We start from the raw sequence: 14,405 nt of genomic DNA on the forward strand, positions 1-14,405 counted from the left end.
ACGGCCGCCGCGTGCGCGGCGAGGCCGTCGCCGCGCGCGGCCAGCCAGGGCTCGAGCGGCGCCAGCCAGGCACGCAGCACCAGCAGGTGGGAAAGGTAATCGGAAAGCGTGGGGGACGGCGCCGCGAGCGGCATCAGGCCGTGCAGCAGCTCATGCTGCTCGCCGGTGGCCTCGCGCAGCCGCGCCAGCACCGGCGGCGTCGCCTGCATGGCGGGCGCTGCCGCGCGCCCGGCCATGGAGGTGGACGGCGACGCCTCGTGGGCATCGGCCGGTCGAATCTCGTCCAGCATCGGAATGGGTTCCTCGGTTGGCTCCGCCGCGCGCGGCAGGAAGGCGGCGGATCGTGCCGGAGCGGCGCCGGATGGACTCGGCACCGCCGACAGTTCCGCGACTATCGCATGACAGCGACATCGGCGCACGCATTTTGATGCACTACCCGCCGCGCTCAGTCGGCCCCTTCGCCGAGCCGGCGCCGGATCATGCCGTGCAGCGTATCGAAGGACAGCGGCTTGCGCGCGGTCTCGACCTGGGCGCCGGGCGGCACCGGGATCTCGACCGCCGCGCTGCAGAGGATCACCGGGATCCGGCGCCAGTCGGGCTCGCGCGCCAGCGCCGCGCACAGCTCGGCGCCCGTCATCACCGGCATCATGTAGTCGGTCACGATCAGGTCCGGCAGGGTTTCCCTCACGCGGTCGAGCGCGATCGCGCCGTTCGACGCCGTGATCACCGCATAGCCGCACTGCTCCAGCAGCAGACGCCAGACGGTCAGCATGTCGAACTCGTCGTCCACGATCAGGATGGTCTTCATCAGCAACTAGCCGTCCGTCATCGGCCGATGCAGCATGGTCGTCAGCCCTTGCGCCGACAGCAGCCCCGCCGCGCCGATCGCATTCGGCGTGACGTCGAGCCCGTCGGACTTGATGACCAGCTCGCGCAGCGAGGTGTCGTGCGCGCTCTCGCGCTGCTTGACCACCGACACCATGCGACGCAGGCGGCCATCGGCTTCCACGTAGCGCAGCAGGATCAGGTTCTCGGTCAGCGCCGACAGGCGCATGCCCTTGCCGTGCGAGGGATCCGCATAGAGCGGCAGTTCCTCGGTCAGCATGGTGGTGATGCCCGAGTCGCGCAGCGCATGCGTGAAGGCATTGAGGAACAGCCCGAAACGCGCGGGCCGCAATGCCGAATCGCGGAAGCCCTCCATGCCGTCGATCACCAGCCGCGAGGCGCCGAGCCGGCGGATCAGCGCGAGCGTGGTGGCGGCCAGCTCGTCCACCTCGAGCTCGACGGCGGGCTGCCACTGCATGGTGAGGCGACCGTCGGCGAAGCCCTCGCGCAGCCGGATGCCGACCGCCTCGGCCTTGCCGATCAGGCGCTGCGGCGATTCGTAGAAGCCCAGGTAGACCACCTTCTCGCCGCGCGCGATGCCGGCCTGCAGGAACTGCAGCGCGAGCAGGGTCTTGCCGACCCCGGCCGGCCCGATCACGGTGGTGGTCGAGCCGCGCACGAAGCCGCCGCCGATCAGGTGATCGAGGTGCGGCAGGCCGGTGTCGAGCCGCTGGCGCAGGTCGCGCTCGTCCTCGAGGTTGGCGTAGCGCGCCTCCAGGCGCGGGTACATGGCGTGGCCGCTGGCGGTGATGCGGAAGAAGTGCTTGCCGAGCAGATGGTTGCGCGCGCGCATCTTGTGGACCTCGATCTCGCGTGCGCGGCGCATGCCGTCGCTGTAGCGGTTCAGCTCGATCAGGCCGTCCACCAGGGTGTGCTCGGGATGCGGTTCGTTGCCCGAGAGCGGCGCGAGCAGCAGCGTGGTGCAGTCCATCGCCGCCACCAGCGCATTGAGCTCGTGGATGAACTTCGACAGCGAGAGCTCGGTCTCGCTGAATTCGCGCGCGCTGCGGAAGCCGTCGATGATCAACAGGCCCGGGCGGTAGTTCGCCAGGCTCGCGGCGATCAGCTTCAGGAAGCCGTCCAGGCCGTCCTTCATCAGCTCGTGGTAGCCGGACACGAACATCATCTGCTGCGCCACGGCGGACTGGTCGAAGAACTCGAGCCCGCGCAGATGGCCGAGCAGCTTGTCGTGCGATTCGGCGATCAGCGTCATGTAGAGCACGCGCTCGCCCTGGCGCACGCGGTGAAAGCCGATCTGGCTCGACAGGATGGTCTTGCCCGCGCCGGCCATGCCCTCGATCAGGTAGAGGCCGCCGCGGACGAAACCCCCGCCGAGGATCTCGTCGAGACCCGGCACGCCCGTCTCGACGTTGTCGGGCAGCCGCGCTTCGGACGGCGAGCTCGGCTTCGGGTCGGGCGCCGGATGTTGGGGCGCGGAGTCTTCCTGGGTCATGTTCAGTCGTTCAGATGTCGGTGGCCGGTCCCGGCGGACCGGGCGCAATGCCGTCCGTGACGGGCGGCTCGGTTTTCGCGATTCTAACGTGAGCGACCGACGGCGCCCCGCATATCGTCACGACAGATCATGATGAAACGGAGCAAATGCCGGGCCCGCTCACGGCGGCGAGGAGAAAGGAGGCGGTGGATGCGCGCGGCGCATGCATGGCGACGCGCGGGCGGGTCGTATCACGCCGCCCGTGCATGCATTCGCGGCCGTGACGCGATCGAAGGCGCCACCGTGCGCCGTGTGCCGGGCATGGCGGGCCGCGAAGGCGCGAGGCTCAGGCGGCGGCCATCACCGCGGCGACCTGCGGCAGCCGGACCATCTTGGTCCAGACCGGCAGCGGCATCGCCTCGATCACCGCGGTGGCCACCGCGCGGGCCGCCTCGATGCTCGGCTCGAGGATGCGCCGCAGGCCGCGCCCGGTCTCGACGTCCGAGACGGTGTAGCGCGGATGGCTGTCCGGCGCGAACAGCGGCGAGCGATGCACGGCCCAGGTCCGGCCGCGGCACTCGAAGGGCGTGCCGATGGTCTCGATCCAGCTGCCGTTCAGGGCGAGATGGAACACGATGCCGTCGACGCGGCGCGGGGCGTCCGGCCGCGGGCCGGACATCGGCGTTTTTTCATACATGGACGAACCTCGAATCGGAAAGCGGTGCAGGGCCGGCCGCGCCCGCGAGCGGGCCGGACGATGCGTTTTTTCAATGCGATTGCAGAAACCGGGGCACCTCAGGCGGCCTGCGACCGCTGCGCCGGAATCGGCGAGCGCCCGGTGAAGACGTGGTGGTGCAGCTCCGCCTGGGCATCGGCGTAGCGATGCGCGGGCAGCGCGACCAGGCGCGCGTCGTAGTCGGTCACGATGCGCTCCAGGTCGCCGCGCTCGTGCTCGTGCAGCAATACCGGCGCGCCCTCGCTGAGGCGCGCGTAACACTGCTCGAGGGTGCGCTCGGCACGCGAGAACAGCGCCTGGTCGGCCTCGCGGGCGCTGCCCGCCTGCGACGGCGCGCGCAGCAGGTAGGCGATCTGGATCGTGCTAAGCAGCAGCGCCAATTGCTCCGGGCTCGCCCGGGCCGCGCGCAGCGCAGCCAGCGCGAGATGGTGGCGCAACTGCATCCGCCGCAGGTAGTCGGCCGGCAGCGGCAGCAATTGCGCCTTGCTCAGTTGACGTCGTTTCATGCCGCCCGCGCCTCAGGCCGCGCGCCGGCCGGGCGCGACCGCCAGCGTGGCGATGCGCGCGGCCAGCGCGATCACCGTGTTGGCCGCGCCGGTCTCGAACGGCGTCAGGCGCAGCCTGGCCGCCTGCAGCTCGGTGATCGGCACCAGCCCGTGCACGTTCGCGTAGGCGGCCACCACCGCCCACATCTCCGTGTCGGCCCAGGCGTCGGCGGGCAGGTTCAGGGCCATCAGGCCGGCCGCGACCAGCGCGCGGTAGTCGCGCTCCTCGCGCACCGGCGCGATCGAAAGCGGCAGGCTGATCTCGAAGCCGGCGCGCGCGAGCGCCGCCAGCGTGTCTTGTGCGGTCTGGGTCGGAATCATCATCGGATGTCCTGCGGAATCAGGGGAGCCCCGGCCGGGCCGGACGAGGCATCGAAAGTACGGCCAAGGTGCGGGACCACGGTGTCAGGCCGGCGGCCTCACGGTCAGGTACACCCAGCCCAGGTAGGCGCCGGTCGCCCCGCCCGTGACCAGCAGCGTGGCCAGCGTCCAGGACACCACCGAGCCGGCGAACCAGGCCTGGTAGGCGCCCCAGGCAGACAGCACGTACAGCAGCGCCGCGTAGACCACCGCGCGCATCAGCCGGACCATCGTCTGCGCGCGGCGCACCGGGCCGTCGAGCGGGCTGCGCACCGCCACGCGAAGGGCGTCCCACATCGACCAGCAGACCATCGCGAACAGCGCGACGACTACCAACCTGACGAATTGAATCTCGTTCATTGGTCTTTTCCTTGTTGTAAAAATTACAATTCAAGCCAGCACCTTGGTAAATCGGCATGTCGCATGCCGGCTGTCGAAGCGCTTCCCGCTTGGCACGGCGGGCGATCGGCTCCGATCGGCGCAGGGAATGGGCAAGAATCGGGCCAGTCCCGGGGGACGGCCCGTGGGCAAGGAAAACGCAGGAGGATCGGCGGCCCGGGCGAGCGGAAACGGCAGGTGGGGGACTCGTGATGGCCGCCGTCTTCCCGCCCTTGAAAAACCGCTTGCCTGCCGCGGCCGCCAGCACATATGATGCACGTCATATTACGAGCATCATATGAACTCGCCGGATGAACCCGATGAAGAAATCAGCCCATAGCCTGCGCAAGGAAGCCTCGCGCGAGCGGATCCTCGAGGTCGGCAGTCGCGCGGTGCGGCGCGCCGGTTTCCACGGCGTTGGCATCGCCGAGGTGATGAAGGAAGCCGGCCTCACCCACGGCGGCTTCTACGCGCACTTCGCCTCGCGCGACGCGCTGCTGTGCGCGGCCGTCGAGCACGCCGCCGCCGACAGCATGCTGACCATGGACGCGCATGCGGCGCGGCTGGTGGCGGCCGGCCTGAGCCCGTTCCAGGCAATGGTCGAAACCTACCTGTATCCCGGCGTGATCGGCGATCGCGAGCGCGGCTGCGCGATGGCCGCGCTGGCCTCCGAGATACCGGCGCAATCGGGCGACGTGGTGGAGGCCTCGCGCGAGGTGGCGCGCCGGCTCCAGCGCCATGTGCTGCGGGCGCTGCCGCCCGGCTACCCCGACGACACCGCCTGGTCGATCACCGGCACCATGCTCGGCGCGCTGCAACTGGCGCGCGCGCTCGGCGACAACGAGGAAGGCCGCGCCGTGCTGGCGGCCGCCAAACGCGAACTGCTGGCGCGCTACGCGCCGGCCTGAGCTCACGCCCCGGCCGGCCTGGATCGCCACCGGGGCTTTTTTCCGATCCGAAATATGACGATCGTCATATCAACCCAAGGCGCGCTGCGCGCAAGGATGCTTCCATGAAACTCGAAGGTTCCGTCGTCTTCATCACCGGGGCGAATCGCGGCCTCGGCCTCGAACTCGCGAAACAGGCGCTGGCGCGCGGCGCCGCCAAGGTCTACGCCGCCGCGCGCGACCCGGCCACGGTGACCCTGCCCGGCGTGATCCCGATCCAGCTCGACGTGACCCGGCCGGAACAGGCCGAGGCCGCCGCGCGGGAATGCGGCGACGTCACCGTGCTGATCAACAACGCCGGGATCGGCCGGCTCGGCAGCCTGCTGTCCGACGAAGGTTTGCCGGTGCTGCGCGAGCAGCTCGAGACCAACCTGATCGGCGTGCTGAACGTGACGCGCGCCTTCGCCGGCGTGCTCGGCCGCAACGGCGGCGGCGCGCTGCTCAACATGCTGTCGATCCTGAGCTGGGCGAACTCGCCGATGATCGCCGGCTACGCCGTCAGCAAGGCGGCCGCCTGGGCGCTGACCAACGGCCTGCGCAACGAGCTGCGCGAGCAGGGCACGCTGGTGACGGGTTTCCACGCCAGCTACATCGACACCGACATGATTCGCCAGTTCGACGTGCCAAAGGCGCGCCCCGAGGACGTGGTGCGCACCACGCTCGACGCGCTCGAGGCCGGCGAGGAGGAAGTGCTGGTGGACGAGATCACGCGCCAGGTCAAGCAGGGCCTGTCCTCCGGCATCTACCTGCAGGGCCCGCGGGCCGGCTGATCCCGCGCTCCCGGCGCAACCGGCGGCAGGCGACGCCTGCCGCTGCCGGCCATCCGGGCCGGGCGCCGCGCTTGCGCGCCTGCCCCGCCCCATCCTTCCCGGCGCGATATCGAGCGCGCCGAACCTGCCGCGCCCACCCGGGCGCCCCCGGCCCTCTCCCGCCTTCGCGGCCCCCGCCGCGCCTTGACGTTTTTTTCACTCCCGCCCCTGGAATATTCGCGTCGATCCGGTGTTACTCCGGATGCGGCCCGCCATGGCGGCGCCGCACACCACACGCGGCACCGACAAAACAACGATATCCACCCCATGAAAGCGATCTATTCGGAACTGAAGCGCGTCCAGATGCGGCCCACCGCGGCGCGCGTGGCGGTTCTCAAGCTGTTCCACGACGAGCCGGCCGCGCACTACACGGTCGACCAGGTGTTCCAGGCGCTCAGCGGCGAGATGAACTACAGCCTGTCGAGCATCTACCGGGCGCTGGCCAACCTGCAGGAAGCCTCGCTGATCGTCGGCTCCTCGGTCGGCTCGGCCAAGCTGGTCTACGAGCTCAATCGCGGCGAGCAGCACATCCACCTGGTCTGCACGCGCTGCGAGACGATCCGCGACCTGCGCGATCCCGAGTTCGAGCGCCAGCAGGCGAGGCTCGCGGCCGCGCACGGCTTCCATTACCAGGCGTATCGGCATGTGCTGTTCGGGGTCTGCGCCGACTGCGAGCCGGCGCAGAACGCTGCCGTGCATTGAGGGGCCGGCCCGGCCTCGCGGGCGGCAACCGGCTCGAGCGCGCCCGCGGCACCAAGGGGCGCCGGGCGTCTCGATCTAGCTGCCGCTCAGGGTACGCAGCTCGCCGCTGAACAGCCCCTTGAGCGTACGCAGCAGCAAGCCGGCGATGACCAGGCTGGTCACGCCCAGCAGCAGCCAGGCGACGCCGTTCGTGAAAGCCCCGGGGCTGGCGCCGGCGTAGCGCAGCGCGCAGATCGCGGAGGCGGCCAGCGGAAAGCTGACCGCCCACCAGGACACGCGAAACGGGCAGCAGGCCGCCAGATGGCGCATCTGCGCGGCCAGCACGGCGAGCATGAACAGGCTCAGCATGTAGAGGGCGGTGGCGAACAGGTCGTGCTGGCCGGTCACGGTCGTGTAGGCCGAGTAGCCGACCGCGAACGGCGCGACCAGGATCATCAGCGAAGGACGCATCGCGTCGGGCATCGGCGCCTCGAACAGCAGGCGCGAGAAGATCAGCGTGAACAGCGGGATCGCGAAGAACAGCCCGACCGCCAGGGCGAACACGCCGAGCCCCGAGGCGGCGGGCAGGCCCAGCGCCGGCATCGCCAGCGGCAGGTCGAGCAGCCCGACCACGGGAATGATCCAGGCCGGCGTGGCATGCGCGGCGTGCTGGCGATCGCTCATCCAGCGGCCGACGATATGCCAGGCGAACAGCATCATGCCGGCTGCCCCCACCACCCACATGCCGAACGCGAGCGCGCGATCGAGGCGCACCAGCACGATGGGCAGCAGCAAGAGGCTGATCCAGACGGTGCCGAACAGGCTGCCGGCCACCGGATGTCGAAACTCCGTCATCACGGCGGCCCGCGCGCTCAGGCATTTCCAGCCGTAACCGAACAGCAGCGCGACGAACACCACGATCGCGAGGAACCCGACGAGATCGGCGATCGCCCCCGGCACGCCGTACAGGCGGGCGGCCTCGCGCCACGCGACGGCGAGCCCGACCAGGCCCATCACCGAGCCGAACAGGCTCACCGGCAGGTAGTCGAGCTGCGAGGGCGTCTTGACTACCTGGCTTGCTGTGTCTCCCATGGCTTGCCTTTATCGTATCGAGTGAGGGATGCGGGACCGTGCCGGCCTGGCGCGGCCGGCGTCACTCGAACTCTACCGGGGAAGGATGACAGGCGAAACCGTGTCGCGCGGGCCGGCGCCGCCCATCCCGCGCGGCGCCGGGGCTTCGGTTCGAGCCTCAGGCCTCGTGGCTGACCTCGGCCACCAGCATGTAGCCCTCGTTGCGCACGGTGCGGATCAGCATGGCCTTCCGGGCATCGTCGCCGAGCGTCTGGCGCAGCCGGCTCACGCACACGTCGATCGAGCGATCGAGCGGCGTGAGCCCCTTGTCGAACACGCGGTCGAGCAGGAATTCGCGCGACAGCGGCCGGTTCGGATGATCGAGCAGGGTGCGCAGCGTGCGGTAGTCGGAGCCGCCGAGCGAAACCACCAGGCCCTCGGGCGACAGCAACTGCTTCATGCGCGTATCGAGCCGCCAGCCGGCGAAGCCGATCCAGGCGCTGGCCTCGCCGCCGCGCGCGCCGCCGCCCGGCACGGCGCGCGTGCGGCGCAGCACCACCTTGATCTTGGCGACCAGCTCGCGCGGGTCGAAGGGCTTGGGCAGGTAGTCGTCGGCGCCCATCTCGAGCCCGAGGATCCGGTCGAGCAGGCCGCCGCGCGCGGACAGGATGATGATCGGCACGCCCTGCTCGCGACGCAGGTCGCGCGTCAGGTCCAGGCCGTCCTCGCCGTCGAGCATCAGGTCCAGCACCACCAGGTCGATGCTGGCGCGCCGCAGGATCTGCTTCATCTGGGCACCGTCGGCGGCCACCTGGACCTGGTAGCCCATCTCGCGCAGGTAGTCCTGCAGCAGTTGCCGGATGTGAGGGTCGTCGTCGACGACCAGGATGTGATCCATCGCCATGTTCGGGGAAAGGCACCTGCTGGAAAAGCGCCGGTATCGCGCCAACGCAATCCATTACAAAAAGGCCCGGCGTCAACACAACGCCATTACAAACGGCCTTTAGAGTCTCGCGCTGTAAATAAAAATCGTTCGTGTTTCGCGAATATATCACGCCATTTTTGCCGCTCGCGAGGCAACAGCGGCGCGTTTCGCGACGCCCGCGCAAGCGGCTCGCGCGGCGGTTCCGACCACGCGGACGAGATGCCCAGGCCGGCACGCGGCCCCCTTTTCCTTCCGACGACAGACATCGATGAAGCAGACGACTTTCGCAGTCGCCGCGTGCGCGGCCCTGAGCACCTGCGGCGCCCATGCGCAGAGCAGCGTTTCGCTGTACGGCGTGATCGACGCCGGGCTGGTCTATACCAGCAACGCGGCCGGCAGCAAGCAGTTCCAGGCCGCCAGCGGCACGGTGACCGGCAGCCACTGGGGCATCGCCGGCCGCGAGGACCTGGGCGGCGGCACCGCGGCGATCTTCGCGCTCGAGAACGGCTTCAGCGTGATGAACGGCTCGCTGCGCCAGGGCGGGCGCCTGTTCGGCTACCAGTCGTGGGCGGGCCTGGCCAATCGCGACGCCGGCACGCTGACGGTGGGCCGCCAGTACGACTCGGTGGTCGACTATCTCGCGCCGCTGAGCTTCACCGGCCATCATCCGGGCGGCAACAACCTGTCGGCGCATCCCTACGACAACGACAACCTCAACAACTCGTTTCGCGTCAACAACGCGATCAAGTATGCGAGCCCGGATTTCCACGGCCTGACGTTCGGCACGCTCTACGCGTTCTCGAACGAGGCCGGCGGCTTCGACGACAACCGGCTCTACAGCGCCGGCGCCTCCTACCACCAGGGGCCGTTGACGGTGGCGGCCGGCTACCTGCAGGCCAACAACGGCGGCAGCGCCAACACCAACGGCGCGATCACGCTGACCGAGCGCACCTTCGTCGCCGCCCAGCAGCGCACCTACGGCGCGGGGCTGAACTATCGCGTGGGGCCGGCCCTGCTCGGCATGGTCTGGACCCGCACGCAGCTGGGCGGGCTGAACACCATCAACGGCGCGAACGGCCTGAACCTGGCGCAGAACGGCCAGGGCGCGAGCTTCAGCAACTACGAGCTGAACGCCGGCTACCTGCTCACGCCCTACCTCAACCTGAACGGCGAATACACCTACACGCAGGGCAGCATCTCGAACGCGACGGGCGGGCATCATCCGCATTGGCACGAAGTGTCGCTGCAGGCCGACTACCTGCTGTCGAAGACCACCGATCTGTATGCCCAGGTCAGCTACCAGCGCATCAGCGCGGACGGCTCGGGCCTGGGCGCCGACGTCAGCGGCCAGACGCCGTCGAGCACCAGCCAGCAGACGGTGGCCGGCATCGGCATGCGCCACAAGTTCTGAACGCGAAGGAAGGAAAGAAGGAAGGGGGTGCCGGGCACACCAGATGCCCGGCGTCTCAGGTTCCGGCGATGCCGGGCGGCATCGCGCTCGATGGCCGGCTTGGGTTGCCGACTCTCTTCATGGCCCGCTTTCGCGACCGGCGCGCCTAGCGCCCGGCTGCCACCACCACGTCCTCGCCCGCCAGCGTCGCGTCGAGCGCGAGCTTCAGGCGCCGCACGCCCTCGCGGATATCGCCGGGCGCGGGCGCCGCGAACGACAGGCGCAGCGCGCAAGGATCGACACCGTCCTCGTAGAACGCGCGCCCCGGCACGAAGATCACGTTCTGCGCGATCGCCTGCTTGAGCAGCGCCGCCGATTCCGCGCCGCCGATGCGCGCCCACACGAACAGGCCGCCCTCGGGACGATGGAAGTCGATCGCGTCGCCCAGCGCGGCGTCCAGCCCGTCGCAGAGCGCATCGCACTTGTCGCGATAGGCCGCGGCGATCACCGGCAGATGCCGTTCCAGCGCGCCCTCGGCCAGGTACTCGGCGGCGATCGCCTGGGTCCACGGCGAGCTGCACAGGTCGACGGTCTGCTTGGCGATGGTGCAACGCCGGGCGATCTCGGCGGGCGCCACGGTCCAGCCCACCCGCAGCCCCGGCGCGACGATCTTCGACAGGCTGGCGAAATGCACCACCCAGTCGCGCGAGCCCGGCACCTGGTCCGACAGCGCCAGCATCGAGGGCACCGGCTCGCCGGCGAAGCGCAGGTCGGCGTAGGGATCGTCCTCGACGATCACGAAGCGATGCCGCGCGGCCAGCGCGAGCAGCGCCAGGCGCCGTTCGCGCGTGAGCGTGGCGCCGGTCGGATTGGCGAAGGTCGGCACCGTGTAGAGCAGCTTGGGCCGCGCCACGCGCCCCGAATCGAGCAGCTCGGCCAGCGCCTCGACATCCAGCCCCGCGCCGTCGGTCGGCAGCGTGACGATGCGCGCCTGCGCCAGGCGCAGCGCGGCCAGCGTGGCCGGATAGGCGGGCTGCTCGGTCAGCACCAGGTCGCCCGGCGCCACCAGCACGCGCAGCAGCAGGTCGAGCCCCTGCTGCGAGCCGGTGGTCACCACCAGCTCCTCGGGCCGGCAGGACGCGCCGCGCGAGGCCAGCCGCGCGGCCAGCGCCTCCTTCAGCTCGGGCAGCCCGTCGGTGGGCCCGTATTGCAGGCAGCGCACCGGTTTGGCATAGGCACGCTGCGCGGCGCGCTCCAGCCCCTCGGTATCGAACAGCCCGGCGGCCGGATAACCGCCGGCCAACGAGATCATCCCCGGCAGGCCGAGATAGCGGAACAGCTCGCGGATCGGCGAGCCGGCCGGTTCGCGAAACGGGGCGGTGAAGTCATACATGGGCGGGCCCTCCCTCAGACCACGTTCTTCTCGACGATCGGCCGGTTTTCCAGCACGCGCGTCCAGTCGAGCTCGGACAGGTCCAGCGTGGTGTAGCGGCCATGCAGGATCAGCTCGCTGACGCCGCGCCCGGTGGCCGGCCCCTGCTGCAGCCCGTGGCCGCTGAAGCCGTTGGCGAAGATGCAGTTCTCGACCTCGGGGTGGTAGCCGATGATCGCGTTGTGGTCGAACACGTTGTACTCGTAGTAGCCCGACCAGCAGTTCTCGACGCGCAGCGCCTCGAAACCCGGCACGCGATGCGCGAGCGTCGGCCAGATCACCTCGTCGAACAGCGCGTGGTCGACCTCGTCGAGCGGCAGGTCGTCGGGATCGCGATCGGGCGCGGGCGAGGTGCCGCACAGATAGGTGCGCCCCTCGGGACGGAAGTAGACGCCGCTCGGGTCGATCAGCAGCGGGCAGCGTTCCAGCCGCGCCGGCGAGGACACGTTGAAGATGCTGCGGCGGCGCGCGAACACCGGGATCTCGACGCCGGCCAGCTCGGCGATGCGGCGCGCCCAGGCGCCGGCCGCGTTGACCACCGTATCGCAGGCATGGCGCTCGCCGTCGGCGCTCACCACATGGGTGATGCGCCGCCCCTCGCGCACCAGGTCCACCGCCTCGCTGGGCAGGTAGCGCGCGCCGAGCGACTGCGCCTTCTTGCGCAGCGCCTGCACCAGCCCGTAGCCGTCGAACCAGCCCTCGCCGCGCTCGCCGTAGCAGCCCGCGGCGAGATCCTCGACGTTGAGCCAGGGAAAGCCGGCGGCCAGCGCCTCGCGCTCCAGGTAGCGGATCTGCGCGCCCTCGGCCAGTTGCAGCGCGTGGTTCTCGCGCAGCGTGGCCTCGCCCGCCGGCGTGGCGAGGAACAGGTAGCCGCCCTCGTGCAGGTCGATCGAGGGCCGCGCGCCGTCGATCGCCAGCCGCTCGCCCAGCTCGCGCAGGAACGCGATGCCGAACAGCGACATGCGGATCGACAGCGGCGTGGAGAACTGCTGGCGGATCGAGGCCGCCGACAGCGCCGAGGACGAGCGCGCGTAGGTGGGATCGCGCTCGATCACGGTCACCGCGACGCTCGGGTCGGCGGCCCGCAGGAAGTACGCGACCGCGCTGCCGATCACGCCGCCGCCGATGATGACGATCCGGGAACTCATGCCGCGCTCCGTTCAGCCGATGTTGAAGTCGATGCCCTGCGCGAGCGGCAGCGCCGACGAGTAGTTGACGGTGTTGGTGGCGCGGCGCATGTAGGCCTTCCACGCATCCGAGCCCGACTCGCGGCCGCCGCCGGTTTCCTTCTCGCCGCCGAAGGCGCCGCCGATCTCGGCGCCGCTCGGCCCGATATTGACGTTGGCGATGCCGCAGTCGCTGCCGGCCGAGGACAGGAAGCGCTCGCTCTCGCGCATGTCGGTGGTGAACACGCAGGACGACAGGCCGTGCGAGGCGGCGTTGTTGGCCGCGATCGCGTCCTCGAAGCGCTGGTACTTCAGCACGTAGAGGATCGGCGCGAAGGTTTCTGTCAGCACCACCGCCGTCTGCGCGGGCATCTCGACGATCGCCGGGCGCACGTAGAAACCGCCCTCGCTGCCCGCCACCGCGTGGCGCTCGCCGCCGCTGACCTTGCCGCCTTCCCGGCGCGCCTGCTCCAGCGCCGACTGCATGCGGTCGAAGGAGCCGCTGTCGATCAGCGGGCCCATCAGGGTGCCGGCTTCCAGCGGGTTGCCGATGCGCACCTTGGCGTACAGCGTCTTGAGCTTCTCGACGGTCTCGTCGTAGATGCTCTCGTGCACGAACAGGCGGCGCAGCGTGGTGCAGCGCTGGCCCGCGGTGCCGACCGCCGAGAACAGGATGCCGCGCAGCGCGAGCTCCATGTTGGCGGTGTTCGAGACGATGCCGGCATTGTTGCCGCCCAGCTCCAGCAGCGAGCGGCCGAAGCGGCGCGCCACCTCGACGCCGACCTTGCGGCCCATCTCGGTGCTGCCGGTGGCGCTGACGATGTTCGAGCGCGGATCGGCCACCAGCTTGGCGCCGATCTCGCGGCCGCCGTTGATCACGGCGGCCAGGCCGGCCGGCGCGTCGCCGAATTCGCGCAGCGCCTCGAGCAGGATCTGGTGGGTGGCCAGCGCGGTCAGCGGGGTCTTCTCGGAAGGCTTCCAGATCACCGCGTTGCCGCACACCAGGGCCAGCGCCGCGTTCCAGGACCACACCGCGGCCGGGAAGTTGAAGGCCGAGATCACCGTGCACACGCCCAGCGGATGCCAGGTCTCGGCCATCCGGTGGCCGGGGCGCTCCGAGGCGATGCTCAGGCCGTAGAGCTGGCGCGACAGGCCCACCGCGAAATCGCAGATGTCGATCATCTCCTGCACCTCGCCCAGCCCTTCCTGCAGGATCTTGCCGGCCTCCAGCGTGATCAGCGCGCCGAGCGCCGGCTTCTTCTCGCGCAGCTTGTTGCCGAGGATCCGCACCAGCTCGCCGCGACGCGGCGCCGGCACTTCGCGCCAGGCCAGGAAGGCCTGCTGGGCGGCGGCCAGGGCCGCGTCGACCTCGGCCTCGCCCTGGGTCGCCACGCGGGCGATCAGCTGGCCGTCGATCGGCGAATGCACGGCGAGTTCGCCGCCCTGGACGAGATGGTCGATGCCGAGTTCGGAAAGGATGCTTGCTGCGTTCACGTTGCCACCTCTGGATTGGGGAATGCGGAAAAGGGATTCATGGGGCCGCGTCGCCGCGGGCGCGGCGGCCCCTCGACGCGATGGTCGCCGAGCCGCCGCCGCATGGCGCGCCTCGGACCGAGGCGCGCCATGCGGCGCACCGGATCCTCATCGG

15 protein-coding genes and 1 pseudogene are annotated in these 14,405 nt (G+C 70.2%); 4 read left to right on the forward strand and 12 right to left on the reverse strand.

The window, feature by feature from the left end; all coding sequences use genetic code 11:
- The 7 genes and pseudogenes from F3J18_RS19665 to F3J18_RS19695 form a co-directional block, all read right to left on the reverse strand.
- Positions 1–290: pseudogene (locus F3J18_RS19665) on the reverse strand (biliverdin-producing heme oxygenase); the annotation flags it as partial.
- A 155-nt stretch (positions 291–445) separates the two neighbouring features.
- On the reverse strand, positions 446–808 hold the full coding sequence (locus F3J18_RS19670; RefSeq protein ID WP_166913720.1) for a response regulator: 363 nt from the start codon (positions 806–808) through the stop codon (positions 446–448).
- A gap of 6 nt (positions 809–814) precedes the next feature.
- Positions 815–2,338 (reverse strand): ATPase domain-containing protein, encoded by a 1,524-nt coding sequence (locus F3J18_RS19675; protein ID WP_025097782.1) that lies wholly within the window; start codon positions 2,336–2,338, stop codon positions 815–817.
- 325 nt (positions 2,339–2,663) lie between these two features.
- Positions 2,664–2,996 carry a hypothetical protein gene (locus F3J18_RS19680; RefSeq protein ID WP_226284743.1) on the reverse strand — a complete coding sequence of 111 codons (333 nt, stop codon included), beginning with the start codon at positions 2,994–2,996 and terminating at the stop codon, positions 2,664–2,666.
- A gap of 116 nt (positions 2,997–3,112) precedes the next feature.
- On the reverse strand, positions 3,113–3,559 hold the full coding sequence (locus F3J18_RS19685; protein ID WP_166913722.1) for a hypothetical protein: 447 nt from the start codon (positions 3,557–3,559) through the stop codon (positions 3,113–3,115).
- 12 nt (positions 3,560–3,571) lie between these two features.
- Entirely contained in the window at positions 3,572–3,922 is a 351-nt protein-coding gene (locus F3J18_RS19690; protein WP_226284744.1) for a hypothetical protein, read from the reverse strand.
- A gap of 81 nt (positions 3,923–4,003) precedes the next feature.
- Positions 4,004–4,318, reverse strand: coding sequence for a hypothetical protein (locus F3J18_RS19695; protein ID WP_017919560.1), 315 nt, complete (start codon positions 4,316–4,318; stop codon positions 4,004–4,006).
- 338 nt (positions 4,319–4,656) lie between these two features.
- Here F3J18_RS19695 and F3J18_RS19700 point away from each other — a divergent pair, with 338 nt between their 5' ends.
- The 3 genes from F3J18_RS19700 (at position 4,657) to F3J18_RS19710 (ending at position 6,794) form a co-directional block, all read left to right on the forward strand.
- A complete protein-coding gene (locus F3J18_RS19700) occupies positions 4,657–5,244 on the forward strand; it encodes a TetR/AcrR family transcriptional regulator (RefSeq protein WP_345791183.1) in 588 nt (195 codons plus the stop codon).
- Positions 5,245–5,348: 104 nt separating this feature from the next.
- On the forward strand, positions 5,349–6,053 hold the full coding sequence (locus F3J18_RS19705) for an SDR family oxidoreductase (RefSeq protein WP_166913726.1): 705 nt from the start codon (positions 5,349–5,351) through the stop codon (positions 6,051–6,053).
- A gap of 306 nt (positions 6,054–6,359) precedes the next feature.
- Entirely contained in the window at positions 6,360–6,794 is a 435-nt protein-coding gene (locus F3J18_RS19710; RefSeq protein ID WP_166913728.1) for a Fur family transcriptional regulator, read from the forward strand.
- A gap of 75 nt (positions 6,795–6,869) precedes the next feature.
- Here F3J18_RS19710 and F3J18_RS19715 read toward each other — a convergent pair whose 3' ends face one another.
- A complete protein-coding gene (locus tag F3J18_RS19715) occupies positions 6,870–7,865 on the reverse strand; it encodes an SLAC1 anion channel family protein (RefSeq protein WP_166913730.1) in 996 nt (331 codons plus the stop codon).
- 157 nt (positions 7,866–8,022) lie between these two features.
- Positions 8,023–8,742 carry a response regulator gene (locus F3J18_RS19720; protein ID WP_043278131.1) on the reverse strand — a complete coding sequence of 240 codons (720 nt, stop codon included), beginning with the start codon at positions 8,740–8,742 and terminating at the stop codon, positions 8,023–8,025.
- Positions 8,743–9,037: 295 nt separating this feature from the next.
- Between F3J18_RS19720 and F3J18_RS19725 the strand changes: the two genes are divergently transcribed.
- Positions 9,038–10,180, forward strand: coding sequence for a porin (locus F3J18_RS19725; protein WP_166913732.1), 1,143 nt, complete (start codon positions 9,038–9,040; stop codon positions 10,178–10,180).
- A gap of 145 nt (positions 10,181–10,325) precedes the next feature.
- On the opposite strand, the gene F3J18_RS19730 is transcribed toward F3J18_RS19725, so the two are convergent.
- The 3 genes from F3J18_RS19730 to F3J18_RS19740 are packed head-to-tail and all read right to left on the reverse strand — an operon-like array spanning position 10,326 to position 14,251.
- Positions 10,326–11,552 (reverse strand): PLP-dependent aminotransferase family protein, encoded by a 1,227-nt coding sequence (locus F3J18_RS19730; RefSeq protein ID WP_025097791.1) that lies wholly within the window; start codon positions 11,550–11,552, stop codon positions 10,326–10,328.
- A 14-nt stretch (positions 11,553–11,566) separates the two neighbouring features.
- Complete coding sequence (locus F3J18_RS19735) at positions 11,567–12,739, reverse strand: FAD-binding oxidoreductase (protein WP_025097792.1); 1,173 nt, start codon at positions 12,737–12,739, stop codon at positions 11,567–11,569.
- Positions 12,740–12,751: 12 nt separating this feature from the next.
- Entirely contained in the window at positions 12,752–14,251 is a 1,500-nt protein-coding gene (locus F3J18_RS19740) for an aldehyde dehydrogenase family protein (protein WP_166913734.1), read from the reverse strand.
- Positions 14,252–14,405 lie beyond the last annotated feature (154 nt).

It is taken from the genome of Burkholderia sp. Ax-1720, from assembly GCF_011753035.1.
GTDB classification, from domain to species: domain Bacteria; phylum Pseudomonadota; class Gammaproteobacteria; order Burkholderiales; family Burkholderiaceae; genus Burkholderia; species Burkholderia gladioli.